This is a genomic window from Streptomyces ficellus, assembly GCF_009739905.1.
Lineage (GTDB): Bacteria > Actinomycetota > Actinomycetes > Streptomycetales > Streptomycetaceae > Streptomyces > Streptomyces ficellus_A.
The window spans coordinates 4139789-4163232 of sequence record NZ_CP034279.1 but is presented as its reverse complement, the minus strand read 5'-3'; the positions used below and the strand labels follow the sequence as shown (position 1 = coordinate 4163232).

Annotated in this window: 24 protein-coding genes; 12 read left to right on the top strand and 12 right to left on the bottom strand. The window is 74.1% G+C overall.

The annotated features are described in order from the left end of the window. Positions 1-25 precede the first annotated feature (25 nt). The 3 genes from afsR to EIZ62_RS18745 all read left to right on the top strand — a co-directional run bounded on the left by afsR (position 26) and on the right by EIZ62_RS18745 (position 3721). Complete coding sequence (gene afsR / locus EIZ62_RS18755) at positions 26-2980, top strand: SARP-family global regulator AfsR (RefSeq protein ID WP_156693805.1); 2955 nt, start codon at positions 26-28, stop codon at positions 2978-2980. A 188-nt stretch (positions 2981-3168) separates the two neighbouring features. After that, positions 3169-3405 carry a hypothetical protein gene (locus tag EIZ62_RS18750; protein ID WP_156693804.1) on the top strand — a complete coding sequence of 79 codons (237 nt, stop codon included), beginning with the start codon at positions 3169-3171 and terminating at the stop codon, positions 3403-3405. A 133-nt stretch (positions 3406-3538) separates the two neighbouring features. Continuing rightward, positions 3539-3721: a hypothetical protein gene (locus EIZ62_RS18745; protein WP_156693803.1), complete on the top strand. Its 183-nt coding sequence runs from the start codon at positions 3539-3541 to the stop codon at positions 3719-3721. Between the two features lie 46 nt (positions 3722-3767). Here the strand turns inward: EIZ62_RS18745 and EIZ62_RS18740 are convergent, their stop codons facing one another. From EIZ62_RS18740 to EIZ62_RS18730, 3 genes are all read right to left on the bottom strand, one after another. Then, a complete protein-coding gene (locus tag EIZ62_RS18740) occupies positions 3768-4043 on the bottom strand; it encodes a hypothetical protein (protein ID WP_156693802.1) in 276 nt (91 codons plus the stop codon). A gap of 51 nt (positions 4044-4094) precedes the next feature. Further along, positions 4095-4982 carry a DUF2637 domain-containing protein gene (locus EIZ62_RS18735; protein WP_156693801.1) on the bottom strand — a complete coding sequence of 296 codons (888 nt, stop codon included), beginning with the start codon at positions 4980-4982 and terminating at the stop codon, positions 4095-4097. A 551-nt stretch (positions 4983-5533) separates the two neighbouring features. Further along, positions 5534-7078 (bottom strand): FadD3 family acyl-CoA ligase, encoded by a 1545-nt coding sequence (locus EIZ62_RS18730; protein ID WP_156693800.1) that lies wholly within the window; start codon positions 7076-7078, stop codon positions 5534-5536. 53 nt (positions 7079-7131) lie between these two features. Here EIZ62_RS18730 and EIZ62_RS18725 point away from each other — a divergent pair, with 53 nt between their 5' ends. The 3 genes from EIZ62_RS18725 to EIZ62_RS18715 are packed head-to-tail and all read left to right on the top strand — an operon-like array spanning position 7132 to position 9468. Then, the gene (locus EIZ62_RS18725) at positions 7132-8283 is read left to right on the top strand and encodes a lipid-transfer protein (RefSeq protein ID WP_156693799.1); all 1152 of its coding nucleotides are present in this window, start codon (positions 7132-7134) and stop codon (positions 8281-8283) included. Between the two features lie 4 nt (positions 8284-8287). Beyond that, the gene (locus EIZ62_RS18720) at positions 8288-8704 is read left to right on the top strand and encodes a Zn-ribbon domain-containing OB-fold protein (RefSeq protein WP_156693798.1); all 417 of its coding nucleotides are present in this window, start codon (positions 8288-8290) and stop codon (positions 8702-8704) included. Next, positions 8701-9468 (top strand): enoyl-CoA hydratase/isomerase family protein, encoded by a 768-nt coding sequence (locus EIZ62_RS18715; protein WP_156693797.1) that lies wholly within the window; start codon positions 8701-8703, stop codon positions 9466-9468. Before EIZ62_RS18720 ends, EIZ62_RS18715 begins: the two co-directional genes overlap by 4 nt. Positions 9469-9483: 15 nt before the next feature. On the opposite strand, the gene EIZ62_RS18710 is transcribed toward EIZ62_RS18715, so the two are convergent. Continuing rightward, the gene (locus EIZ62_RS18710; protein ID WP_156693796.1) at positions 9484-10020 is read right to left on the bottom strand and encodes a hypothetical protein; all 537 of its coding nucleotides are present in this window, start codon (positions 10018-10020) and stop codon (positions 9484-9486) included. A gap of 152 nt (positions 10021-10172) precedes the next feature. Here EIZ62_RS18710 and EIZ62_RS18705 point away from each other — a divergent pair, with 152 nt between their 5' ends. Beyond that, positions 10173-10862, top strand: coding sequence for a hypothetical protein (locus EIZ62_RS18705; protein WP_156693795.1), 690 nt, complete (start codon positions 10173-10175; stop codon positions 10860-10862). On the opposite strand, the gene afsK is transcribed toward EIZ62_RS18705, so the two are convergent. Then, complete coding sequence (gene afsK, locus EIZ62_RS18700) at positions 10863-13280, bottom strand: protein serine/threonine kinase AfsK (protein ID WP_156693794.1); 2418 nt, start codon at positions 13278-13280, stop codon at positions 10863-10865. It lies immediately after the preceding gene. Positions 13281-13416: 136 nt separating this feature from the next. Continuing rightward, a complete protein-coding gene (gene kbpA / locus EIZ62_RS18695; protein ID WP_156693793.1) occupies positions 13417-14199 on the bottom strand; it encodes an AfsK-binding protein KbpA in 783 nt (260 codons plus the stop codon). 330 nt (positions 14200-14529) lie between these two features. Here kbpA and EIZ62_RS18690 point away from each other — a divergent pair, with 330 nt between their 5' ends. Further along, a complete protein-coding gene (locus tag EIZ62_RS18690) occupies positions 14530-15177 on the top strand; it encodes a TetR family transcriptional regulator (protein WP_156693792.1) in 648 nt (215 codons plus the stop codon). Positions 15178-15251: 74 nt separating this feature from the next. Here EIZ62_RS18690 and EIZ62_RS18685 read toward each other — a convergent pair whose 3' ends face one another. Then, on the bottom strand, positions 15252-15737 hold the full coding sequence (locus EIZ62_RS18685; protein ID WP_156693791.1) for a nitroreductase family deazaflavin-dependent oxidoreductase: 486 nt from the start codon (positions 15735-15737) through the stop codon (positions 15252-15254). After that, positions 15734-16891: an acyl-CoA dehydrogenase family protein gene (locus tag EIZ62_RS18680; RefSeq protein WP_156693790.1), complete on the bottom strand. Its 1158-nt coding sequence runs from the start codon at positions 16889-16891 to the stop codon at positions 15734-15736. The genes EIZ62_RS18685 and EIZ62_RS18680 overlap by 4 nt, the downstream gene beginning before the upstream one ends. A 93-nt stretch (positions 16892-16984) precedes the next feature. On the opposite strand from EIZ62_RS18680, the gene EIZ62_RS18675 reads away from it, so the two are divergent. Continuing rightward, positions 16985-18115: a thiolase C-terminal domain-containing protein gene (locus tag EIZ62_RS18675; protein ID WP_156693789.1), complete on the top strand. Its 1131-nt coding sequence runs from the start codon at positions 16985-16987 to the stop codon at positions 18113-18115. 34 nt (positions 18116-18149) lie between these two features. Here the strand turns inward: EIZ62_RS18675 and EIZ62_RS18670 are convergent, their stop codons facing one another. Together EIZ62_RS18670 and EIZ62_RS18665 are read right to left on the bottom strand one after the other, a co-directional pair. After that, positions 18150-18386 (bottom strand): PIN domain-containing protein, encoded by a 237-nt coding sequence (locus EIZ62_RS18670; protein WP_244375787.1) that lies wholly within the window; start codon positions 18384-18386, stop codon positions 18150-18152. 122 nt (positions 18387-18508) lie between these two features. Then, the gene (locus EIZ62_RS18665) at positions 18509-18748 is read right to left on the bottom strand and encodes a type II toxin-antitoxin system VapB family antitoxin (RefSeq protein WP_156693787.1); all 240 of its coding nucleotides are present in this window, start codon (positions 18746-18748) and stop codon (positions 18509-18511) included. A gap of 125 nt (positions 18749-18873) precedes the next feature. Here EIZ62_RS18665 and EIZ62_RS18660 point away from each other — a divergent pair, with 125 nt between their 5' ends. Continuing rightward, a complete protein-coding gene (locus EIZ62_RS18660; RefSeq protein WP_156693786.1) occupies positions 18874-19530 on the top strand; it encodes a pyridoxine/pyridoxamine 5'-phosphate oxidase in 657 nt (218 codons plus the stop codon). An 11-nt stretch (positions 19531-19541) separates the two neighbouring features. On the opposite strand, the gene EIZ62_RS18655 is transcribed toward EIZ62_RS18660, so the two are convergent. Further along, complete coding sequence (locus EIZ62_RS18655) at positions 19542-20519, bottom strand: helix-turn-helix transcriptional regulator (RefSeq protein ID WP_156693785.1); 978 nt, start codon at positions 20517-20519, stop codon at positions 19542-19544. A 93-nt stretch (positions 20520-20612) separates the two neighbouring features. Here EIZ62_RS18655 and EIZ62_RS18650 point away from each other — a divergent pair, with 93 nt between their 5' ends. Both EIZ62_RS18650 and EIZ62_RS18645 read left to right on the top strand, forming a co-directional pair. Next, entirely contained in the window at positions 20613-21836 is a 1224-nt protein-coding gene (locus tag EIZ62_RS18650) for an FAD-dependent oxidoreductase (protein WP_156693784.1), read from the top strand. A 39-nt stretch (positions 21837-21875) separates the two neighbouring features. Next, a complete protein-coding gene (locus EIZ62_RS18645; RefSeq protein ID WP_156693783.1) occupies positions 21876-22562 on the top strand; it encodes a hypothetical protein in 687 nt (228 codons plus the stop codon). Positions 22563-22638: 76 nt separating this feature from the next. On the opposite strand, the gene EIZ62_RS18640 is transcribed toward EIZ62_RS18645, so the two are convergent. Then, positions 22639-23421: an oxidoreductase gene (locus EIZ62_RS18640; protein WP_156693782.1), complete on the bottom strand. Its 783-nt coding sequence runs from the start codon at positions 23419-23421 to the stop codon at positions 22639-22641. Positions 23422-23444 lie beyond the last annotated feature (23 nt).

Genomic DNA, 23444 nt, shown 5'->3' with positions numbered 1-23444 from the left:
AACCAGCGGCAGGGCAGGGGGAGCTATGGACCGTGAAGACGGGCCGCGCGTGCCGGAGCAGCGCGCTCCGCGGCGGGGTCCCGCCGTCGACGGCGGCGACCTGCGCTTCGGCGTGCTCGGCCCGGTGCGCGCGTGGCGTGGCGGCGACGCCCTGCCGTCCGGCTCACCGCAGCAACGGGCCCTGCTCGCCGCGCTCCTGCTGCGCGACGGGCGCACGGCGACGGCCGCCGAACTGATCGACGCGATCTGGGGCGACGAACCGCCCTCGCAGGCCCTCGCGGCGGTGCGCACCTACGCCTCCCGGCTGCGCAAGGTCCTCCCGGCGGACGTCCTGGTCAGCGAGTCGGGCGGGTACGCGATCCGGGCCGGCGCCGACGCCCTCGACCTGAACGTGGCGCAGGAGCTGGCCGCCACGGCCGAGAAGGCGCGCGCGGGCGGTGACCGCACCCGGGCCCGGGCACTGTTCGACGAGTCGCTGGCCCTGTGGGACGGCGAGCCCCTGGCGTCCGTGCCGGGGCCGTACGCCGAGACGCAGCGCGCCCGCCTGGAGGAGTGGCGGCTCACCCTGCTGGAGACCCGGCTGGACCTGGACCTGGAGTGCGGCCACCACGCGGAGGCGGTGTCCGAGCTGACGGCGCTGACCGCCGCGCACCCGCTGCGGGAGCGGCTGCGGGAGCTGCTGATGCTGGCGCTGTACCGCAGCGGGCGGCAGGCGGAGGCGCTCGCGGTGTACGCGGACACGCGCCGGCTCCTCGCCGACGAGCTGGGCGTGGACCCGCGCCCGGAGCTGGCGCGGCTCCAGCAGCGCATCCTGCGGGCCGACGCGGAGCTGGCCCGCCCGGCGGAGGACCCGTCGCCCGCGCCCGCCGTGTCACGTCCGGCGCAACTCCCGGCGACGGTGCCGGACTTCACCGGCCGGGGCTCGTTCGTGCGGGAGCTGGGCGACCGGCTGGCGACGGCGGAGGGCTCGGTGATGGCGGTGTCGGCGCTCGCGGGCATCGGCGGCGTCGGCAAGACCACGCTCGCGGTGCACGTGGCGCACGCGGCCCGGCCCCGCTTCCCGGACGGGCAGCTGTACGTGGACCTCCAGGGCGCCGGGGCGCGCTCGGTGGAGCCGGAGACGGTGCTGGGCGCCTTCCTGCGGGCGCTGGGCACCCAGGACTCGGCGGTCCCCGACACGCTCGACGAGCGCGCGGCGCTCTACCGCTCGACGCTCGCCGGGCGGCGGGTCCTGGTGCTGCTGGACAACGCCCGCGACGCCGCCCAGGTGCGGCCGCTGCTGCCCGGTACGGAAGGGTGCGCGGCCCTGGTCACCAGCCGGGTGCGGATGGTGGACCTGGCGGGCGCGCACCTGGTGGACCTGGACGTGATGTCGCCGGACGAGGCGCTCCAGCTCTTCACGAAGATCGTGGGCGCCGAGCGGGTGCGGGCGGAGCGGGAGGCGGCGCTGGACGTGGTCGCCGCGTGCGGGTTCCTGCCGCTGGCGATCCGGATCGCCGCCTCGCGGCTGGCGGCGCGCCGCACCTGGACGGTGTCGGTGCTGGCGGCCAAGCTCGCCGACGAGCGCCGTCGGCTGGACGAGCTCCAGGCGGGCGACCTGGCGGTGAAGGCCACCTTCGAGCTGGGGTACGGGCAGCTGGAACCGGCGCAGGCCCGGGCGTTCCGGCTGCTGGGCCTCGCCGACGGCCCGGACATCTCCCTGGCGGCCGCGGCGGCGGTCCTGGACCTCCCGGCGCACGACGCGGAGGACCTCCTGGAGTCCCTGGTCGACACCTCGCTGCTGGAGTCGGCCGCCCCGGGCCGCTACCGCTACCACGACCTGGTCCGCCTCTACGCGCGTGCGTGCGCCGACCGCGACGAACAGCCCCCCTCGGAGCGGGAGGCGGCGCTGTCGCGGCTGCTGGACTTCTACCTGGCGACGGCGGCGCGGGTGTTCGCGATGGAGCGCCCGGGCGACCGCACGGTGGGGCACTTCGCCCCGACGCGGTACGCGGGCCTGGAGTTCGCCTCGCGCCACGAGGGGCTGGACTGGCTGTACGCGGAGGGGACCTGCCTGCTGGCCTGCGCCCGGCAGGGCACCCGTGACGGGCGGCTGGGGCGGGCGGTGGACCTGTTGTGGGCCGCCAAGGACCTGGCCGAGTCGGGCGCCAACTCCAAGCTGTACGAGGCTGCCGCCCTGACCGCGCGGGACGCGGCGAGGGCCTCCGGTGACGCCCGCGCCGAGGGCCGGGCGCGGACCACGCTGACCAATGTGCACCTGGTGGCGGGGCGGTACAGCGAGGCGGACGAGGAGGCGCGGGGCGCCCGTGAGCTGGCGCTCGGTGCGGGTGATGTGGCGCCCGTGTACTGGGCGGACAACGACCGGGGGATCATCGCGCTCAACCAGGGCCGCAACGACGACGCCGAGCTGCACCTCCAGGCGGCCATGCGGGGCTCTCGCCTAGACGGCAACGCGCCGGGCGAGGCGAGCGCGCTGTGCAACCTGGCGCGGCTGCACCTGCTGAAGGGGCGGACGTCCAGCGCCATCGACCTCGCGAGCAAGGGCATCGCGATCTACCGGCGCATCGGCAGCACCCTGCGCCTCGCGAACGGGCACTACGCGCTGGGGGTCGCCCTGACGCACGCCGGGCGGCCCTCGGAGGCCCTGGAGCAGTTCGCGGCGGCCCTCGACATCTTCGGCAAGAACCGCCAGCGGCTGTGGGAGGGCACGACGCACTTCCGGGCGGCCGAGGCCCACCTGTCCGCCCGGCGCCCGGCGCGGGCCGCGCAGCACGCCGAGCAGGCCCTGGCGAACGGCTGCATCGGGGGCGACCGGATGCGGGGGAACGTCCTGACGCTGCTGGGCCGGGCGCTCGACAGTCTGGCGCAGGCGGACCGGGCGCGTGCCTGCTGGCGCGAGGCCCTGTCGATCTACGAGCAGTTGTGCGCGCCGGAGGCGGTCGACGTACGGGCCCTGCTGTCGCCCCGGGCCGCGGCCTGACGGGCGCGTTCAGCGTTCGTTTATGTCCGCACGGCACTCTCTTACTCGACGGTCCGTCGCGTCGGGGGGCAGGCGGACTGTCAGTGCTCATCGCTAAGGTGAGCGGTCCCGCAACGCCCGTTCGGCGACAACGGGGGAGTCGCCGAACGGGCGTTCCTGACACCAATACGCCATGGGGGAGCAGAACGATGAGCAACGTGCAGAAGAACGACGACATCGTCGCGATGAGCGACAACCACACGCCGGCCCCGCCGCGGAACGGCGCCATCCTCGCGATGAGCGACAACCACACGCCCGCACCGCCGAAGGACGGCGCCGGTGCGCCGGTCACGCCGCTGAGCGACAACCACACGCCCGCGCCGCCGAAGGACGGTGGAGCGCTCACCACCCTGAGCGACAACCACACGCCGGCGCCGCCCAAGTAGGAACCACGACTCACCTGTCGACGGGGTGGGGCCGCGGCGGCACGGAGGGGGAGCCGCCGCGGCCACGACGTCGGAACGGCCGTCCGCACCACGGGCGCGCGGCCGGGGGGAGCCGGAGAAACGGAGAGACCGCATGCCCCGCACCAAGGACCTGCTGGCGGCGCTGTTCGTCGCCGGTGCCGTCGCCACGGGGGCGGCCGCGCCGGCCGCCGCGAGCGACAACCACATGCCGAGCGCACCGCGCGGCGCCCAGAGCCAGGGCGCCGGTTTCACGGTGCTGAGCGACAACCACATGCCGGGCGCACCGCGCGACTAGGGCGTGTTTCGGAAGCAGCGTCGTCCGCCGGTGCCCGGCCGGGCTGTCATGGGGGTGACGGCTTGTGGCTGCGGGGGCCGGCGGGCGCGGGCTGTTCGGGGTCGCCGGGGGGCGTGAAGGCGTCCGCGTAGAGGCCGCCCAGGCGCTGCCGGGCCGCGATCCGCTGGGAGAGGTTGCTCTGCAGGACGCGGATCAGGAGCTGGCGGCGGTACAGTTCCCGCGCGTCGAGCCTGGACATCCCGGTCCGCGTGGACGAGGCGAACAGTGATGTCACCGAACAGGCCGAAGCACATACCAGGATCAGCCAGGTGATGCCGTTCATGGGTGGGCCCTTCCAGTCTGCGAGGGGATGACGCGGCACGGCGGGGCCGCGTCAGGGGGAGAGTCGGCTCGGCGACCGCGCGAGGTTGCGGTGGCGGGGGTTGGCCTTGCGGGGTGGCCGGGTGAGCGTGATGAAGCGGACCAGCTGGTGGAAGCAGGCCAGTGAGGCCACGGTGGGCAGTGCGGCCGCCGCCATGCCGGTGTGGTTCCTGGGGGCCTCCGCCACGCACAGCAGCATGCACATGAGGGAGAAGAGCAGGACGACCGACCAGGAGTGCGCGGCGCGGCGCTGGTGCAGCGCGGCCCGCAGGACGGACAGGGACGCCACCGCCCACGGCCCGTAGACGAGCAGGGGCCACCAGTTGACCGTGCCGGCGGGCGAGTGGGTCTCGGCGATGTGCCGCAGCGGGTCGTAGGCGATGATGCCGCTGAACACGCTGACCATGGTCACGAGGGTGACCGAGAGCACGGTCAGCAGGAAGCTGCCGACGCCCGCCCAGGTGACCGTCGGCGCTTTCGCCCTGCGGCGCCCGTGGCCGGGTGGGTTCACCGGCGGCAGGCCTGCCGACATGGTCGCGAGGTTCGTCATGCCTTCGCGTTCGAGCGGCCAGTCCGAGCTGTCCGGCGGGGGCCGGCCGGTGGTGGTGTCCCGGTCCGTATCGATGGCTTCCTGGAGGAGGAAGGCGAGTTCTTCGGCGGGGTCCCACTCCGGGTGCGGCCCGTCCGTCGACGGGTCCGGTCCGAGCGGAACGTCGGGGAGGGTCGGATACGGGGAGCTCGTCGCCCATGGCTGGTCGTCGAGGCCGGGGGCGGGCAGGTGGGGGACGAGGATGTCCTCGACGCGGTACGACATGTCTTCGGTGCGGTACGGCATGTCCTCGACCCGGTACGGCATGCCTTCGGTGCGGTACGGCATGTCCTCGACGCGGTGCTCACGCATGTTCGTGGAACCCCGCTCGCCCTTTTCCCGCACCGGTGGGCAGTCCGGCCCTTCGCCAGGCCTCCGCGAATGCCCTTTCGAGTTCGTCCACCGCCGCTGCGAGTTCCTGCAACGCCCCGGCCGACCAGGTGAGGGCAATGGCAGCACCGCCTCCTCGCAGCGTTCCATTGATGCCTGCGACGGGGGACGAAGCCGGAATGAACAGAAAGTCGCCCATGGCAACAGAACTGTTGGCCCAAGAGGGGATTTTGTTTTCTCCGGACGGGTAACCATCGGTGAGTGCCGCTGTCATAACCCAGCTAACGCGCGGGCGTGTCGCTGCGGGTCTGAGCCGTTCGGGTGGCCATGGAGCTCCCGCGGGGCGTCTTCTCGCCATTTATCGGTTCTGCATGCGCACTCGGAGCGAATAAAAAGATCAACCCGGGGACAACCCCCGGCAAATCACCCACGCAAGCGGCTGAACCGATTTTCAGCACCGTCGCGCAATTGCACGCCATGATTCCCCTCGCCCGATTGACCGGAGGGAAAGCGATCACGGAAAGCGCGGGCTCTCAGTGCCGGGCCCGCAACTCGCCCTTCACCACCTTGCCGCTCGCGTTCCGCGGCAGCTCGGCCACGAACGCGACCTGCCGCGGCACCTTGTAGTTGGCCATCTCGCGGCGGGCCCAGGCGATCAGGTCGTCGGCCGTGAGCGGGGAGCCGGGGCGGCGGACCGCGTAGGCCTTGGCGACCTCGCCGAGGCGGGGGTCCGGGACGCCGACGACCGCGACGTCCACGAGGTCGGGGTGGGTGGCGAGGAGCTGTTCTATCTCGGCGGGATAGGCGTTGAAGCCGCCCACGACGAACATGTCCTTGATCCGGTCGGTGATGCGGAGGTTGCCGGCCCCGTCCAGGACGCCCACGTCGCCGGTGCGGAGCCAGCCGTCGGGGTCGACGGCCGCCGCCGTGCCGTCGGGGTCCTCGAAGTAGCCGGTCATCACGTGGTGGCCGCGCACCAGGACCTCGCCCGTGCCGTCGACGCGCACCTCGGTGCCGGGGATGGGGCGGCCCGAGGTGGTGGCGACGACCTCCAGCGGGTCGCCGCGGCGGCACATCGTGACGATGCCGCTCGCCTCGGAGAGGCCGTACGCGGTGAGGACGGTGCCGACGCCCAGTTCGGTGCGGAGCCGGGTGACCAGTGACAGGGGGACGACGGCCGCGCCGGTGACCACCAGCCGCAGGGTCGACAGGTCGTAGGACGACCGGGCCGGGTGGTCCAGGAGGGACTGGAGGAGCGTGGGCGGGCCGGGGAGGACGGTGATGCGCTCGGCGACGATGTTCGCCAGCACCGTGTCGGTCCCGGAGACGGGCTGCGGCACCATCACCGCCCCTCGGGTCAGGCAGGCGATGATCCCGGCCTTGTAGCCGAAGGTGTGGAAGAAGGGGTTCACGATCAGGTAGCGGTCGCCCTCCGCCAGCCCCGCCAGGTCCGCCCACGTCTCGTAGCAGCGCAGCGTCTGGGCGTGGGTGATCACCGCACCCTTGGGGCGGCCCGTCGTCCCGGAGGTGAAGACGATGTCCGAGGGGGCGGTCGCCTCCACCGCGTCCGCCCGGGCCCGCACGGCGGCCCGCGGGACGCCGTCGCCGCCCGCCAGGAAGTCCTTCCAGGTGCGGAAGTCCTCGGGCGCGCCGTCCGCGAGGACCACGACCTGTTCCAGGTGCGGCAGGACGATCCCGGTCCGCCGCAGGGACGCCACGTACGACGTGCCGAGGAACGTGCCGGTGATGAACAGGAGCTTCGCGCGGCTCTTGTCCAGGACGTACGCCGCCTCCGCGCCCTTGAAGCGGGTGTTCAGCGGCACCAGGACGGCGCCGGCGGTCACCGCGCCGAGGGCGGAGACGATCCAGTCGAGGGTGTTGGGCGCCCACACCGCGACCCGGTCGCCCGGCTCCACGCCCGCCGCCATGCACGCGGCGGCCGCGCGCTCCACGCGCTCCCCCAGCTCGGCGTACGTGACACGGGTGCGGCCCTCCACGACCGCCTCGCGGGGCCCGTACCGCTCCGCCGCGTACCGCACCAGCCCCGGGACCGTGCCCCGTTCCAGGTCTTCGCGCATCTCCCGCCTCCCTGTAGCTGACTGTCCGTCAGATTAGCGCTACGGTGGCGGCCATGACAGGTGCGCTCAAGGACGCGACGGCCATCGTCGGGATCGGGGAAACGCGCTTCGCCAGACAACTCGCCGAGCCGGAGAAGACGTTGGCCTGCCGGGCGGTCCTGGCCGCCCTCGACGACGCCGGGATCTCCCCCGCCGAGGTCGACGCCTTCGCCTCGTACACCATGGAGGAGACCGACGAGGTCGAGGTCGCCAAGGCCATCGGCGCGGGCGACGTCACCTTCTTCTCCAAGGTGGGGTACGGGGGCGGCGGCTCGTGCGCCACCGTCGCCCACCTCGCTGCCGCCGTCGCCACCGGCCAGGCGACCGTCGGCGTCGCCTGGCGGTCGCGCAAACGCGGCTCCGGGCCCCGGCCCTGGACGAACACGGCCGTCCAGCTGCCCACGCCCGCCCAGTGGACCCGCCCCCACGGGCTGCTGCGCCCCGCCGACGAGATCGGCATGCTCGCCCGCCGCTACATGCACGAGTACGGCGCCACCCGCGACCACCTGTTCAACGTCGCCCTGGCCTGCCGCAACCGCGCCAACCAGAACCCCGCCGCGATCATGTACGAGCGGCCCCTGACCCGCGAGATGTACATGACGTCCCGGTGGATCAGCGAGCCGCTCTGCCTCTTCGACAACTGCCTGGAGACCGACGGGGCGCTGGCCTGCGTGGTGGTGGGCGCCGAGCGCGCCCGCGACTGCCGCCGCCCGCCCGTCTACGTCCACTCCGCCGCCCAGGGCCTGCCGGCCCAGCACCACGGGATGGTCAACTACTGGAACGACGACCCGCTCACCGGCCCCGCCTGGACCGCCGCCCGCCACCTGTGGAAACGGGCCGACTTCGGCCCGGACGACGTCGACGTGGCGCAGATCTACGACGCGTTCACCGCGCTCGTGCCGCTCTCCCTGGAGGGCTACGGGTTCTGCGGACGCGGCGAGGGGGCCGCCTTCACCGAGGGCGGCGCCCTGGAGATTGGCGGGCGGCTGCCCCTCAACACCGGTGGCGGCGGGCTCAGCGAGGCGTACGTCCACGGCTTCAACCTCATCACCGAGGGCGTCAAGCAACTGCGCGGCACCAGCACCGCGCAGGTGCCCGGCGCCGCGACCTGCCTGGTCACGGCGGGTGAAGGGGTTCCCACGTCCGCGCTGCTGCTGAGGAGCTGAGACCGTGCTCGAACCCGTCACCGACGAGGACGGCGCCCCCTTCTGGGCGTACGCCGCCCGGGGCGAACTGCGCGTCCAGGGCTGTGCCCGCTGCGGCGAACTGCGCTTCCCACCCCGCCCCTGCTGCCCGCACTGCCAGTCGTTCGACGACGAGTGGCGCCTGATGAGCGGACGCGGCCGCGTCTGGTCGTACGTCGTCCCCCACCCGCCCCTCCTGCCCGCCTACGCCGCCCTCGCCCCGCGCTACAACGTCGCCGTCGTCGAACTGGCCGACGCCCCGCGCATCCGGCTCGTCGGCAACGTCGTCGCCGCGCCCGGCGCGCCCATCGACTCGGTCGACCCGGCGCGGCTGCGCATCGGCGCGCCCGTGCGGGTGTCCTTCGACGGGGCGCTGCCCCGCTGGGTGCCAGAGCGGTCATGACGGTCCGCGTCACGGCGGAGGACGGCGTCGCGGTCGTCACGCTCGACCGGCCGGACCGGCACAACGCCATCGACCTGGACACGGCGGACCGGCTCGCCGCCGTGTGGCGGGAGCTGCGGTACGACGACGCCGTCCGGGCCGTCGTCCTCACCGGGGCGGGCGGACGTGCCTTCAGCACCGGCATCGACCGCGCGGCGCGCGTCCCCCAGCCGCCGTCCCCGTACAGCGTGGACGATCCGCTGCTCACCATCGGCCCCAAGGCCAACGACCTGTGGAAACCGGTGGTCGCCGCCGTGGAGGGGATGGCCTGCGGCGGGGCGTTCTACCTGCTCGGCGAGTGCGAGTTCGTCGTCGCCTCGCGCGGGGCGACCTTCTTCGACCCGCACACGACGTACGGCATGGTCAGCGCCTACGAGGCGGTCCTCATGGCGCAGCGCATGCCGTACGGGGAGGTCGCCCGGATGTCCCTGATGGGTACGGCCGAACGGGTGTCGGCGCGGCGGGCGTACGAGACGGGCCTGGTGTCGGAGCTGACGGAGCCGGGCGGCGCGGTGGCCGCGGCGTGCCGGGCGGCCGCCGTCGTCGCGGCGTACCCGACCGGGGCGGTGCAGGGCACCGTGCGGGCGGTGTGGGCGGCCCGGGAGGCGGCCAGGGACCGGGCGCTCGCCCTCGCCCCGCACCTGATCGCGCTCGGGAACCTGCCGGCGGAGCGGCAGGCCGCGCTGTTCGAGGGGCGGGGCGGGGGCGGGTACCGCCTGCGCTGAGGCGGGCCGGGTACGTCAGAGGGCGTTCTTCGTCGCGCTGTCGACGACGCACTCCTTGTACTCGCTGCCGTCGCCGGTGCCGGTGTACGTGGTGGTGGCCTCGGCCTGCCGGGAGGCGCCGGCCGTGACGGTCAGCCCGGTGACATTGGCGCGTGCCGTGGTGGCGCTGGAGGTGGCGTCGCCGCGGAACTTCATCGTGATGTTGTACGTGTAGTCCAGCGAGCCGCTGTTGGTGACGGTGAGCCGGGCGACGAGGTTCTTGCCGGCGTCGTCCAGCTTGCACTCGTCGATCTTGATGTCGCGGGCTGCCTTGTTGCTGCTCCCGGAGCCACCGGGGACGGAGACGCCGCCCGAGCTGCTGCTGGAGCTGTCGCCGGAGGTGCCACTGCCGCTGTCGCCGGTGGTGCTGCCACCGGTGGTGCTGCTGCCGGAGTCGGAGCTGCTGTGGCTGCTGCCGCCGCCGCTGCAGCCGCCTCCGGAGCCACGGGCTCCGGTGAGTGCGACGATGGCGACGCCGAAGACGGCGATGGCGCGGACATGGCGGAGCTTCACGTTCAACCCCCGTTGAAGGTGTGTGTGCGGAGAGAGCGCCCGATCTTGACGGGCACACGTCACCCTAACAGCGTCCTGTGGCACTCCCCGCCAGGTCGGCGTAGCGTCGTGATCGAGAGCCGGACCAGGGCACGCCCCACAGGAGGCCGACGATGATCCGTAACGTCATCGGCTCGATCCTCGCTCTCGTCGGAGCGACGGCCGCCGTATGGAGCCCCTTCCGTGCCTGGTACGACGGCCGTCACGGACGCGACTACCGCATCGCCGACCTGTTCGGCGGCATCACGCAGACCCGGGCGGACCTCGCGACCTCCATCCTCCTGCCGTTCGCGTTCGCGGCCCTGGTGACCCTGGTGGGCCTGCTGCTGCGCTCCCGCGTGCTGGTCGCCGTCGCCGGACTGGTCGTCCTGGGCTTCACCATTCTGTGGATGGTCCGCCAGGGGCAGGTCTCGGACGGCCTGAGCGTCGAGTCGGACGGCTCGGGCCTCGGCCAGGGCGTCGCCATGGCGGCGGGCGGCGGGCTCCTCCTGCTGCTGGCCGCCGTCGTGATGAGCGGGCGCAGACGCGTCGAGCGCGTCCCGCACGACGGCCACCGGCACCGGCGGCACGGCCGCGGCGGGCCCGAACCGCACGAGGAGCCGTACGCCGAGCCGTACGCCGAGCCGTACGCCGACCCCAGCGCCCAGCCGTACGGGCAGCGCCCCTACGCGGACGACCCGCCCACCGCCGAGTACCCGCCCTATGACCAGGGCTACGACCGGCCACCCGGCCAGGGCTACGACCGGCCACCCGGCCAGGGCTACGACCGGCCGCCCGGCCAGGACCCGAACGACAGGCCCTAGCTAGCGCCCGCCGCCGCCGTTGCCGCTACCGCTCCCCCGGCCGGTCGCCGTGCCCTTCACCGCGTCGAGCGCGTACACGCACCGGTCCTTGCTGCACGCGTAGACGACGCCCGACCGCGCGACCAGCGAGCCGGTGATCTCGCCGCCCGTGGTGAGCTTCCAGCGCAGCTGGCCGCCGCTCGCGTCCAGCGTGTAGAGCACGTGGTCGGCCGAGCCGAAGTGGAGGCGGCCGTCCGCGACGACCGGGGCGCCGATGACCGGGCCGCCGGCCGGGAAGCGCCACTTCGGCGTGCCGGTCACCGCGTCCAGGGTGTAGACGGCGCTGCCGCTGCCGACGTGGACGTTGCCGTCGGCGACCAGGACCGGCTCGCTGGACTGGCGGGACTCGGTGGCGATGCGCCAGCGGTCCTTGCCGGTGGCGGCGTCGATCGCGTACACCGTGCCGAGGTAGTCCGCGAGGTACACCCCGCCGCCCGTGACGGCCGGGCCGGGGGCGAAGGCGGGCGGCGAGAGGAAGACCGCGGGCGCCTCGAAGTGCCAGCGCACGTGGCCCGACCTGATGTCGACGGACAGCACCCGGGTGCCGGCCGCCACGTACACGTACCCGTCCTCGGCGGGCGTGACCCGGACGGGCACGCCACCGCAGGAGGCGGCGTCGCCGATGGGGTACGACCAGCGTTCGGTGCCCGTGCGGGCGTCGAGGGCGCGCAGGCGGGCGTCCTGCCACACGTAGACGGTGTCGTCGATGAGGGCGGGCCCGGCGTCGGGGGTCTCGAAGTCGGTCTGGGCCCCGGTGATCTCCCACAGCTTCTCGCCGTTCGAGGCCTCCCAGCCCTGGACGCCGCCGCCCCGGGTGCCGGTGACGACGGTGCCGCGGTCGACCTTGACGGAGTACGCCCAGGCGTCGGTCCGCACCCGCCACCGCTCGCCGCCGTCGAGGGCGTCCAGCGCGTACAGGTGCGGGCCGTCGGAGGCGTGGATGCGGCCGCCCGCGACGGCCATCGTCCAGGCCACGTCCCGCGTCTTGAACTGGCGCCGGCCGGTGCCGACGTCGAGCGCGTGGACCTCGAAGGAGGTGACGTACAGCAGGTCGCCCGCGACGACCGGGGTGCCCCACACGTCGTTGGACATCCGGAACCGCCACGGCCGCCAGTGTCCGGGGCCCGCGGGCTCCTGGGTGGCGGGCGCGGGGACGGGCGGGCCGGTGGGCGGGGCGGGGTGCGCCGGGCCGGACGCGGGGGCGGATCCGGCCGGGTCGGCGCCGTTGGGGCCGGCGGCGGGGCGGCGGATCCACCCGGTGGCGGTGCCGGCGTCCACGGCGAAGGCGGCGCGCGTGTCGGCGACGCGGGGGCCGGGGCCGATCGGCACGGGGGCGCCATGCAGCCGGACCGGGGCGGCGGGTGCGGCCTGCCCGGTGCGCGGGTCGCGGGCGCCGTCCCGGCCGTGGTCCCGGGCGGGCGGGGGGCCGGACGGCGGCGCGGGGGGCGGGGCGGCCGGTGGCGCGGGCGGGGGCGGCGGGGTGCTGGGCCGGCCGCCGCGGCGGGTCTCGATCATGGCCGTCGCCCGGCCGGGCAGCCAGGCCGACGCCGTACCGCTGTCGTCGCTCCCGGAGAACAGGTGCGGTGCCAGCTGTGCCTGGAGGTCCGCGGGCGTGGGCCGCAGCGCCGCCTCGGTCTGCATGCAGGAATCGATCAGGGGCCGCAGCTCGTCCGGCAGGCCTTCCAGGTCGGGGCCCTCGCGCAGCAGCATGAAGACGGTCTCCACCGGGTTGGCCCCGTGGTAGGGCGCGTGCCCGGTCGCGGCGAACACCAGGGTGGAGCCGAGCGAGAACACGTCGCTCGCGCCGGTGACGCTGCGCGAGTCCTTCGCCTGCTCGGGTGACATGTAGGCGGGCGTGCCCACGGCGACGTTGGTCATCGTCAGCCGGGTGTTGGAGACGCCGGACGCGATGCCGAAGTCGATGACGCGCGGCCCGTCCTCCACGACGAGCACGTTCGACGGCTTGAGGTCGCGGTGGACCAGGCCGGCGCCGTGGATGGACTGGAGGGCCTCGGCGATGCCCGCGGCCAGCCAGCGCACGGCCTGGGCGGGCAGCGGCCCGCACTCATTCACTATTTCCTCGAGCGAGGGCGCCGGGACGTACGCGGTCGCCAGCCACGGCACCGCCGCCCGTGGATCGGCGTCCACGACGGCCGCCGTGTAGAAGCCGGACACCGCCCGTGCGGCCTCCACCTCGCGCGTGAAGCGGACGCGGAACAGCTGGTCCTCGGCGAGCTCGGTCCGTACGGTCTTGATCGCCACGCGCCGTCCGGACGCCGAGCGCGCGAGATAGACCAGGCCCATGCCCCCGGCACCGAGCCGGCCGAGCACCTCGAACGGGCCGATCCGCCTCGGGTCGTGCTGCGTCAGCTGCTCCACTTGCCTGCCACCTCCCCGTCAGGGCCATGAGATTACGGCCCCGTGCCCCCTGATTCTTCCTGTCCGGGGCGGTGGTTGCGAACCCGGGGGCGGATCGGGGTGTCTCACCCCGATCCGGACACCCTCCGGGTGGTTCTCACGCGGCCTTCGGCTCCGCCAGCACGGCGAAGACGGCGCCCTGGTTGTCGGCGATCAGGGCGATCCTGCCGTACGGGGTGTCGAAGGGTTCCTCGGTGACGCGGCCGCCGAGGCCGGTGGCGAGGGCGGCGGTGTCGTCGCAGTCCTCGACGGCGAAGTAGGTGAGGAAGTGCGCGGGCATCTCGGCGGGGAACGCGTCGGTGATGACGCTGCGGCCGCCGACGGCCGTCTCGTCGCTGGCCTGCGTGCCGGCGGGCGACCAGACCCGGAAGTCGATCGAGGCGTCGTCGAGGTCGCGCACCTGGAAGCCGAAGACCGTCTCGTAGAAGGCGTCGACGGAGTCCTTGGCCCGGGTGTAGACCTCGGTCCAGCAGAAGGAGCCCGGCTCGCCCTGTTTCTCGAAGCCGGTGTGCTCGCCGCCCTCCCAGAGGCCGAAGACGGCGCCTCCCGGGTCGACGGCCTGGGCCATGGTGCCGAAGGAGCCGATCGGTGTGGGGTCCATCACCATCTGGCCGCCCGCCTCCCGGATCCTGCGGGTGGTGGCGACGGCGTCGGGGGTGGCGAAGTAGACGCCCCAGACGGTGGGCATGCGGCCGTCCCGCTTGGGCGCGAGGCCGGCGACGCGCTTCCCGTCGCTGAAGGCGTTGGTGTAGTGGCCGTACGCCTCGCCGCCCTGGTCGAACGTCCAGCCGAAGAGCTCCCCGTAGAAACGCTTGCCGGCCTCGAGGTCGGGGAGCATCGCATCCGCCCAGCACGGCGTGCCCTCTGTGAATGCGGCCATGGCCCTGAACCCTTTCCGTGTACGGCGGGACGTGTGGTGCCCGTCACGGTCACGCTAAGCGCGCCGGGCGCACCACGCAGGGAAAGAAATCGAACGTATGCCCGCATATCGCCCCGGCGGGGCGGCCGGGGCCCGCAACCCCATGGGTTGTCCACCGAAGTTTTCCACAGGCTGTTAATAAGCCTATCGGGGTGGTACGGGCGGGACGAGGAGCCGGACGGTGCTCCGAAATGGCCGAAAAGGGGTGGTCGCGGGAGGGCGGGGCCGGGCCGTCACCCCATTTGCAGTCGGCCGAATCGCGCGCCGATCACCCCTCGGTAAGCTGACGGCATGACAGGACAAGTACGCACCGTCGACGGCCGCGTGGCCGGTCGGCGCGGACAGGCGACGCGGCAGAAGCTGCTCGACTGCCTCAGCGAGATGCTCAGCTCCTCGCCGTACCGGGACGTCAAAGTCATCGACGTGGCCCGGAAGGCGGGCACTTCCCCGGCGACGTTCTACCAGTACTTCCCGGACGTCGAGGGCGCGGTCCTCGAAATCGCGGAGGAAATGGCCAAGGAGGGCGCCGGACTGACCGAACTCGTCTCCGGCCGCGCCTGGGTCGGCAAGGCCGCCTGGCAGGCCTCCGAGGAACTGGTCGAGGGCTTCCTCGACTTCTGGCGCAAGAACGACGCCATCCTCCGCGTGGTGGACCTGGGCGCCGCCGAGGGGGACAAGCGGTTCTACAAGATCCGCATGAAGATCCTGAACTCCGTCACCAACTCCCTTACGGACGCGGTCAAGGAGCTCCAGTCCAAGAACAAGGTCGACAAGGACGTGAACCCCGCGGCGATGGCGGGCTCCCTGGTCGCGATGCTGGCGGCCGTCGCCTCGCACCAGAAGGGCTTCCAGACCTGGGGCGTCAAACAGGGCGAACTCCGCCCGAACCTGGCGCTGTTGGTCCACCTGGGCATCACGGGCAAGAAGCCGACGAAGTAGTCCCCCTCCTTCCCACGTCACGTCCTGTCGCGCCGGCGGCGGTCACCCGACCGCCGCCGGCGTTCCGTTTGCCGTCAGTCCCGGCGGGTGAGGCGGAAGAGGCGGATCTCGCGGTCGATCCTCGCCTGGTACGCCGCGTACGGCGGCCAGAGGCGCAGCGCCGCCGCCCACGCCACCTCGCGGTCCTCGCCCCTGAGCAGCCGCGCGTGCACGGGGATCGTCCGCCCCCGCCAGTGGACCTCCCCGTCGGGGTGGGCCAGGAGGTTCGCCGTCCAGGCGGGGTGCGCGGGGCGGCCGAAGTTGGAGCCGACCAGGACCCAGGTCGTCGCCCCCGGGTCCTCCGGCACGCACGCCAGGGGCGTACGGCGCTCCAGCCCGGTGCGGGCGCCGCGCGAGACGAGGACGAGGCCCGGCAGCATCCGGGCGCTGGGCAGCACCTTCCCCCGGGTCAGCCGGTGGACGGCGCGGTCGAGCGCGGGCACGACGTGCGGGGCGATCCTCGCGAACGCCGCGGTGGAGGAGACCCGCTGGACCAGCCGCCGTGCGGGCGCCGCCGTCACGCGAACACCCCCGCCATGTCGGCGGCGTGGCCGCGCAGCCGGTGGACGGGCCCGAGGAGCAGCTCTGCGGCGGTCGCCCGCTTGAAGTACAGGTGCGCCTCGTGCTCCCAGGTGATGCCGAGGCCGCCGTGCAGCTGGATGCCCTCGGCGGCGGCGGCGCCCAGCGTCTCCAGGCCCTGGGCGAGCGCCAGCCCTCCGGCGGCCGGGTCCCAGGTGGCGTAGTACGCCGCCGAGCGCGCCGCCCGCACCCGTACGCACAGGTCGGCGAGCCGGTGCCGGACCGCCTGGAACGAGCCGATGGGCCGCCCGAACTGCTCGCGCGTGCGCACGTACGCGACGGTCCGCGCGAGCACGCCGTCCGCCGCGCCGACCGCCTCGGCGGCGAGCACGGCGGCCGCCCCGGCCCCGGTCGCGGCGAGCGCGTGCGGCACGTCCGCCCCGTCCTCGTCCGCGCCCAGCAACTGCGCGGTCACGTCGCGCAGTTCCACGCGCGCGAGGGGCCGGGTCTCGTCCAGCGCCGTCAGCCGTACGCGCGCCAGCCCGGGGGCGTCCGGCCGGACGAGGAAGAGCAGGGTCCGCGCGCGGGGGTGGCCGCCGGTGTGCGCGGCGACCAGCAGCAGGTCCGCGCCGTGGCCGTCCAGGACCTGGGCGACCTCCCCGTAGAGCCGCCAGCCGTGTCCGTCCCGCCGGGCCTGCACTCCCCCGGCGCGCCCGCCCCCGGCCCACTCGCCGGTCCGGTTGTCGCCGGTCAGGGCCAGGGCGGTGGGCAGGGGCGCGGCGGCGAGTGTGGCGGTGAGGGAGCCGTCCGCGAGGTGCGGCAGCAGCGCCGCGCGCTGAGCCCCGGTGCCGAGGCGGGTGATCAGCGGGGCGGCGAGCACGGCGGTGGCGATGAGCGGTGAGGGGGCGAGGACGCGGCCGGTCTCCTCGGCGGCGAGGGCCAGTTCGGTGGCGCCGCAGCCGACGCCTCCGTACGTCTCGGGGAGTGCGAGCCCCGGCAGGCCGAGCCGCTGGGACAGCAGGGCCCACAGGGCGGGGTCGTACCCGGTGGCGGTGCCGGTGGCGGCCCTGACGTCGTCGGGCCCGCAGTGCTTGGCCAGCAGTTCGCGCAGGGTGCGGCGGATCTCGTCCTGTTCGGTGGTGAAGGCGGTGTCCATGGGCGCGGCCCCTTTCTGACGGTGCGTCATGCTAGGGCGCGGGAGCGGCGAAGCCCATAGCCCGGCCCGCGCATCTGATGTACCGTCAGATTTATGCGCCGTTCCGTCGCCATCGTGGGCGTGTCCCTCTCGGACTGCGGGCGCGTCGACACGGCCACCCCGTACGCCCTGCACGCCCAGGCCGCCCGGCGGGCGCTCGCCGACGCGGGGCTGGACCGGTCCGTCGTCGACGGGCTCGCCTCCGCCGGGCTCGGCACGCTCGCCCCGATCGAGGTCGCCGAATACCTGGGGCTGCGGCCCCGGTGGGTGGACTCCACCTCCGTGGGCGGCGCCACCTGGGAGGTGATGGCCGCGCACGCGGTGGACGCGATCGCCGCGGGCCGCGCCAACGCCGTGCTCCTCGTCTACGGCTCGACCGCCCGCGCCGATATCAGGGCCGGGCGCCGCACCTCGAACCTGTCGTTCGGCTCCCGCGGCCCGCTCCAGTTCGAGGTCCCCTACGGCCACACGCTCGTCGCCAAGTACGCCATGGCCGCGCGCCGCCACATGCACACGTACGGCACCACCCTGGAACAGCTCGCGACGGTGGCGGTACGGGCCCGGGCCCACGCGGCCCGCAACCCGGACGCGATGTTCCGCACCCCGCTCACCGTGGACGAGGTGCTCGCCGGCCCGATGATCGCGGACCCCTTCACCAAGCTGCACTGCTGCATCCGCAGCGACGGCGGCTGCGCGGTGCTGCTCGCCGCGGCGGAGTACGTACCCGACACGGCGAAGGCCCCGGTGTGGGTCCTCGGCGCCGGCGAGCACGTCTCGCACACCACCATGTCGGAGTGGGCCGACTTCACCGTCTCCCCGGCGGCGGTGAGCGGCCGCCTCGCCTTCCAGCGGGCGGGCCTGACACCGGCCGACATGGACTTCGCGCAGGTCTACGACGCCTTCACCTACATGACCCTGGTGACCCTGGAGGACCTCGGCTTCTGCGCCAAGGGCGAGGGCGGCCCCTTCGTGGAGGCGGGCACCCTGCCCGTCAACACCGACGGCGGCGGCCTGTCCGCCTGCCACCCCGGCATGCGGGGCCTGTTCCTCCTGGTGGAGGCGGCCCGCCAGCTGCGCGGCGAGGCCACGGGCCGCCAGGTCCAAGGCGCCCGCCTGGGCGTCGTGTCGGGGACGGGCGGCTGGTTCTGCTCGTCGGCGACGATGGTGCTGGGCCGCGACGCCTGACGCGCGGCACCCCGGCACTCCGGCACCGGTGGCGCTACGCGATACGGCGCACGGGCTGCCCGGTGATCTGGGCGATGGTCTCGAAGTCGGTGTCCTGGTGGAGCACGGTGAGCTTGTGGTGCGCCGCCGTGACGGACACGAGCAGGTCGACGGGGCTGGCGCACTGGTGCCAACCCCGGGCTGCGAGTTGGTACTGCACCTCGGCGGCGTCCTCCCAGGCCGCTTCCCGTATCGGGTAGTAGGGGAAGGTCTCACGCAGCAGCCGGTCCATGTCGTGGGCGCACCGGCTCGCAGGCCGACGAGCCCCGCGTTGACGACCGCGTCCAAGGTTCGCGCCGGCCTGGCCGCGAGAGAAACGGATCAGAGCGCTGGTGTCGGCCAGGTAGAGCTCGCTCATGTCCCCCGCTGGTCACCGGCGCCGGCCTCGGGCCGCACGTCCTTCTCGATGACCGAGAAGTCGATCTCGCCGTCCGCGACCATCTGCCGCATGCGTGCGAGGGCCTCGGCCCGCTTCTGCCGGTCGATGACCTCCCGCAGCGCGGCGTTGACCGTGTCCTTCTTCGTCTTGGTGCCGAGGAACCGAGCCGCTTCCTCCAGCGCCTCGTCATCCAGGTCGATGACGGTCCGAGCCATGGTGACCCCCTCCTGTATTTCCGACTCCCGTTCAAGGGAGCACCGCCCCTGTCGCCCTTCCACCGGATCGGCGATCTGCCACCCGAACGTGTCGTCCCGCCCCAACGCACCGGATCATGGGCCCCATGACCGACTTCGACGAGACCCTGCGCTCCCTGCGCGTCTGGGACACCGACCTGCCCGGCTTCGACCCGGACACCGCGCCCGCCGAGCCCCTGCCGCTGTTCCGCGCGTGGCTCGTGGCGGCCGCCCGCGCCGGGCAGGTGGAGCCGCACACCATGGCGCTGGCCACCGTGGACGCGGAGGGGCGGCCGGACGTGCGGACGGTGATGCTGCACGGGGCCGACGAGCGGGGCTGGCACTTCGCGTCCCACGCCACCAGCGCCAAGGGCCGCCAGCTCGCCGCCGACCCGCACGCGGCGCTCCACTTCTACTGGCCCGCCCAGGGGCGGCAGGTGCGGCTGCGGGGCCGGGTGGCGTCCGGGACGCCCGAGGAGGCGTACGCCGACCTGCACGCCCGCTCGACGGGGGCGCTGGCCGCCGCGCTGGTGGGGCGGCAGAGCGAGGTCCTCGGCTCGGTGGCCGAGCTGGCGACGGCGAGCGAGGCGGCGTGGGAGCGGGCGCGGGCCGAACCGGACGCGGACGCCGAGACCTGGACGGCGTACGTCCTCGACGCGGACGAGGCCGAGTTCTTCCAGGGCGACGCGCGGCGCCGGCACCTCCGCCTGCGCTACCGGCGCGATGCCGGGGGCGCGTGGGTGCGGGACCTGCTGTGGCCCTGACACGGACGGATCTATGAGAAACGGGTCGCCAGGCGCCGGCCCGCCTGGACGAGTTCGCGGGGGCGGACCTCGGTGAGTTCCGCGTCGAAGGTGGCGAGGATGCCGGCGATCCCGGCCCAGGACCACGCGCCGAGGGTGAGCCGGCAGTGCTCGTCGTCGAGGTGTTCGACGACCGAGCCGCCCGGCGCCCAGCGGGCGACGACCCCGGCGGGCAGCCCGAGCCGGGCGCTCCCGGTGCACGGCCAGGCGGCGACGGTGTCCCCGCGGTCGTGGCTGCTCATGACGAACCGGGCGAGGTCGCCTCCCGGCAGCTCGCGCGCGGTGAAGGGGTGCGTCGTGGGGCGCGGGTGAAGGCGGTCGACGCGGCGCACCCGCCACGCCCGGTCGGCGAGGTCGTAGGCGACCACGTACCACCGGCCGGCCCAGACGACCAGGTGGTGGGGTTCGACGCGGCGGGCGGGCCGGAAGTCGTCGTCGCCGGGTTCCGGGCGCGAGCCGTCGGCCCGCAGCGCTTCGGTGACGAGTACGTGGCGGTGGCGCACCGCGGCGCCCACGGCGGTGAGCGCGGCCGCGTCGATGGGTGGCGCGGGGAACTCCCAGTAGTTCCGCAGCCTGGTCAGGCGCAGGGACTCCATGGACGCCCGCAGCGGGGCGGGCATCACCCGTTCCAGGGCGGCCAGCGCCCTCGCCGCGTCGTCCGCCAGGCCGAACACCGTGCTGGGCGCGGTCTGCAGCGCCACCGCGACCGCCAGGGCCTGCTCGTCGTCGAACCGCAGCGGCGGGAGGGTGTGCCCGGCACCGAGCCGGTAGCCGCCGTCGGGGCCGTGGACGGTGGTGACCGGGTAGTCGAGCCGGCGCAGGGTCTCGATGTCGCGGCGGACCGTGCGCTCGCTGACCCCCAGCCGGGTGGCCAGCTCGCGCATCGGCCACAGGCGGCGCGATCCGAGGAGGGACAGCAGGTGTAACGCCCGTCGTGAAGTGCTCGCCATCGCCCCATCATGGCCCGGGTACCGGCCACCCGGTGTCCACCACCGGTGCCATCGTCGGTCCGCGAAGGCAACCCGGCGGTGGAAGGGGACGTGATGCGTGTCGTGGTGGTCGGTGGCGGGATCGGAGGGCTCGCGCTCGGCGCGGGACTGCGTCGTCACCCGGGATTTCAGGTGACGGTGTTCGACCGCGACGGCGAGGTAGCGGCGACGGGCGGCTACCACATCACCCTGGACGGGCGGGCGCAGACGGCGCTGGGGAAGCTGGTCGCGCCGGAGTTCACGGAACGGCTGCTGGCGTCGGCCTCGGCACTGCGGCTGCGTGACCGCGACGCGTTCTGGGACCACCGGGGCCGGCTCCTCGGCCACGGACCGGACCTCGGCCAGGACGCCGGTATCGACGTCGACCGCATCACTCTGCGCACCCTGCTCGCGGAGGCCGTCGGTGACGACCTGCGCCTGGGGCGGACCGTGTCCGGCGTCGGCCACGACGCGCACGGCGCGCCCCAGGTGCGGTTCGCGGACGCGCCGCCCGTCACGGCCGATCTGGTGGTGGGCGCGGACGGCGTCCACTCGCTCGTGGCCCGGCACCTGGCCGGGGGGCCGACGAACAGCCCGGCGGGCGTCATCGGGTTCTCCGGCCGGACGGCCCTCGGCGACCTGAGCCCCCGGGAGCAGCGGCGGCTCGGACCGCGCTCGGGGCTGGCGCTGGGCCCCCGGGGGACGGCGCTGTACGTCGGTTTCCTCGACCCGGTCGGCAACGCCGTGCTCGACGCACCCGAGCTGCGGATGTCCGTCACCACCGGACCCACCTACATCTGGGGCGCCATGCTCCCCGAATCCGTCGAGACCGACGCCCTGCGCGGACTGCGGGCCGGCGCGCTGCGGGCCGCGCTGCTGGACCGGTTCCGGCGGCGGGGCTGGGCCGAGGCCACGCTCGAGGTGATCGCCCGCGCCGACCCCGGCGGCGTGGCCGCGTTCCGCTTCAACGCCGCCTCGACCCGCGCGGCCGACCTCGCACCGTGGCCCGCGGGCCCGGTCACCGCGCTCGGCGACGCCGTCCACGCGACACCGCCCACCGCCGGAATGGGTGCCGGCGCGGCGATCCGCGACGCCGCCGCCCTGCTGGAGCAGCTGGGCGAGGTCGCGGGCGGGGCGGCCACACTCCCCGAGGCGGTCGGCCGGTTCGAGGCGGGTATGCGCCTGCGGGGCAGCGAGGTCCTGACGCTGGCCATGGAAGGAGTCCGCCTGATCCTGGCCACCGCCGACGCCGACGCCGCCGCCACCCCGGGCGGGACCGCACCGGATACGGTAGGTTGAACGCGTTCAGTTGAACATGTTCAAGAGCTGGGGGCGGTCATGGCGACGACTGCGACTTCCGTGACCTCACGGGTCGCCGGGGTGCACCGGTGGCAGCGCGCGCTCGCGGGCGTCGCGGCCCTGGGCACCCTGCCGGTACTGGGCTGGATGCTCGACAGCCACGTCTACCCCCTGCACGTCGGCACCGCGATCGCCATCGCCGCCCACCTGTTCCTGGTACGGCGCCCGGTGGCCTTCACCCGCGCCGCGACGACCGTCGGGCTGCTGCTCCTGCCCTGGGGCCTGCTGGGCATGTACATGGGCATGTGCCTGTTCTGGCCGTCGGCGGCGCTGCTCCTGCTGTCCGCGTACGCCGACCCCCGCGCCCGCCCGGCGGCCGCCCGGCTCATGGCCGTCACCGGCGGCGCGGTCACGGCGACCGCGCTCGCCTGCGCGGCCGTCGCCACCTGGACGTTCCACCTCGCCCCCGCCCTCGCCGAGCCCCACACCTTCCGCGCGGTGATCACCGAGGAGGCGTACCTCGACAGCCTCGACGCCCGGTACACCCCGCTCCAGGAACTCGGCGCGACCGGGGTGTCGGGGACCTGGACGGAGGAGCTGCCCCACCTGGAGGTCAGCTTCCCCGAGGACCTTCCCGAGGAGCGGCGGGCGGCCCTCAGGGCGGAGATCGCCGCGCTCCCCGGCGTGAGCGGCGTCGAGCTGTGCCCGGTCAGCGAGTGCGGCTGACGCGGCGGGCCGGCGGCCCCGGCGGCCGGGCCAGGGGACACGCCGGTGCTCCGACCGCCCCAGCCCGGCAGTCGTGTCACACCGTCTTGATGCCGCCGCCCTCGATGACGTAATCGGCGCCGGTCACGCTTGCCGCGCGGTCCGAGGAGAGAAACGCGACGACGGCCGCGACCTCGTCCGCCTCGACCATGCGGCCCGTGGTCATGCCCATCGCCGCGGGCACCCCGGCCACGAATGCGCGGTGTCCGACGCCGTTCGCCTCCGCGAGGCGGGCACCGAAGCCGTCGGCGTCCTCCCACATCCCGGTACGCGTCGGGCCGGGGGAGACGGTGTTCACCCGTACACCCCGCGGGCCGAACTCCTCGGACAGCGCCTTGCCGAACGCGTTGAGCCCCGCCTTCGCGGCGCCGTACTCGATCGGGCCCGTGCCCGGCAGGCGGGCACTCATCGACGAGACGTTCACCACCGAACCGCGACGCTCCAGGATGCTCGGCAGCAGCCGGCGGGTGACCCGGACCGTGCCGAACAGGTTGACCTCGAAGGCCCGCGCCCACAGGGCATCGTCGGTGGCGAGGAACCCGTTCAGGGTGAACGTGTCGCCGCCGCCCAGGTTGTTGACCAGGATGTCCACTCCGCCGAGTTCCGCGAGCGCCTGCGCCCCCAGCTCCTCGGCGCCTTCCGGCGTGCTCAGGTCCACCGCTACGGGGTGGGCACCGGCCTCCTTCAGTTCGGCCGTGATCGTGCGGGCCGCGCCGACCACGCGGACCCCCTCGGCGACGAGCTGCCGGGTGATCGCGAGGCCCACGCCCCGACTGGCCCCGGTGACGACCGCGGTCTTTCCGGCGAGATCGAGCTCCATGTCCGACTCCTTGAATGTATTTG

Excerpts from the sequence above, each read along its gene's own strand:
- afsR (WP_156693805.1), top strand. The coding sequence starts at position 26 with ATGGACCGTGAAGACGGGCCGCGCGTGCCGGAGCAGCGCGCTCCGCGG.
- EIZ62_RS18750 (WP_156693804.1), top strand. The coding sequence starts at position 3,169 with ATGAGCAACGTGCAGAAGAACGACGACATCGTCGCGATGAGCGACAAC.
- EIZ62_RS18745 (WP_156693803.1), top strand. The coding sequence starts at position 3,539 with ATGCCCCGCACCAAGGACCTGCTGGCGGCGCTGTTCGTCGCCGGTGCC.
- EIZ62_RS18740 (WP_156693802.1), bottom strand. The coding sequence starts at position 4,043 with ATGAACGGCATCACCTGGCTGATCCTGGTATGTGCTTCGGCCTGTTCG.
- EIZ62_RS18735 (WP_156693801.1), bottom strand. The coding sequence starts at position 4,982 with ATGCGTGAGCACCGCGTCGAGGACATGCCGTACCGCACCGAAGGCATG.
- EIZ62_RS18730 (WP_156693800.1), bottom strand. The coding sequence starts at position 7,078 with ATGCGCGAAGACCTGGAACGGGGCACGGTCCCGGGGCTGGTGCGGTAC.
- EIZ62_RS18725 (WP_156693799.1), top strand. The coding sequence starts at position 7,132 with ATGACAGGTGCGCTCAAGGACGCGACGGCCATCGTCGGGATCGGGGAA.
- EIZ62_RS18715 (WP_156693797.1), top strand. The coding sequence starts at position 8,701 with ATGACGGTCCGCGTCACGGCGGAGGACGGCGTCGCGGTCGTCACGCTC.
- EIZ62_RS18705 (WP_156693795.1), top strand. The coding sequence starts at position 10,173 with ATGATCCGTAACGTCATCGGCTCGATCCTCGCTCTCGTCGGAGCGACG.
- kbpA (WP_156693793.1), bottom strand. The coding sequence starts at position 14,199 with ATGGCCGCATTCACAGAGGGCACGCCGTGCTGGGCGGATGCGATGCTC.
- EIZ62_RS18690 (WP_156693792.1), top strand. The coding sequence starts at position 14,530 with ATGACAGGACAAGTACGCACCGTCGACGGCCGCGTGGCCGGTCGGCGC.
- EIZ62_RS18680 (WP_156693790.1), bottom strand. The coding sequence starts at position 16,891 with ATGGACACCGCCTTCACCACCGAACAGGACGAGATCCGCCGCACCCTG.
- EIZ62_RS18675 (WP_156693789.1), top strand. The coding sequence starts at position 16,985 with ATGCGCCGTTCCGTCGCCATCGTGGGCGTGTCCCTCTCGGACTGCGGG.
- EIZ62_RS18670 (WP_244375787.1), bottom strand. The coding sequence starts at position 18,386 with ATGGACCGGCTGCTGCGTGAGACCTTCCCCTACTACCCGATACGGGAA.
- EIZ62_RS18665 (WP_156693787.1), bottom strand. The coding sequence starts at position 18,748 with ATGGCTCGGACCGTCATCGACCTGGATGACGAGGCGCTGGAGGAAGCG.
- EIZ62_RS18660 (WP_156693786.1), top strand. The coding sequence starts at position 18,874 with ATGACCGACTTCGACGAGACCCTGCGCTCCCTGCGCGTCTGGGACACC.
- EIZ62_RS18655 (WP_156693785.1), bottom strand. The coding sequence starts at position 20,519 with ATGGCGAGCACTTCACGACGGGCGTTACACCTGCTGTCCCTCCTCGGA.
- EIZ62_RS18650 (WP_156693784.1), top strand. The coding sequence starts at position 20,613 with ATGCGTGTCGTGGTGGTCGGTGGCGGGATCGGAGGGCTCGCGCTCGGC.
- EIZ62_RS18645 (WP_156693783.1), top strand. The coding sequence starts at position 21,876 with ATGGCGACGACTGCGACTTCCGTGACCTCACGGGTCGCCGGGGTGCAC.
- EIZ62_RS18640 (WP_156693782.1), bottom strand. The coding sequence starts at position 23,421 with ATGGAGCTCGATCTCGCCGGAAAGACCGCGGTCGTCACCGGGGCCAGT.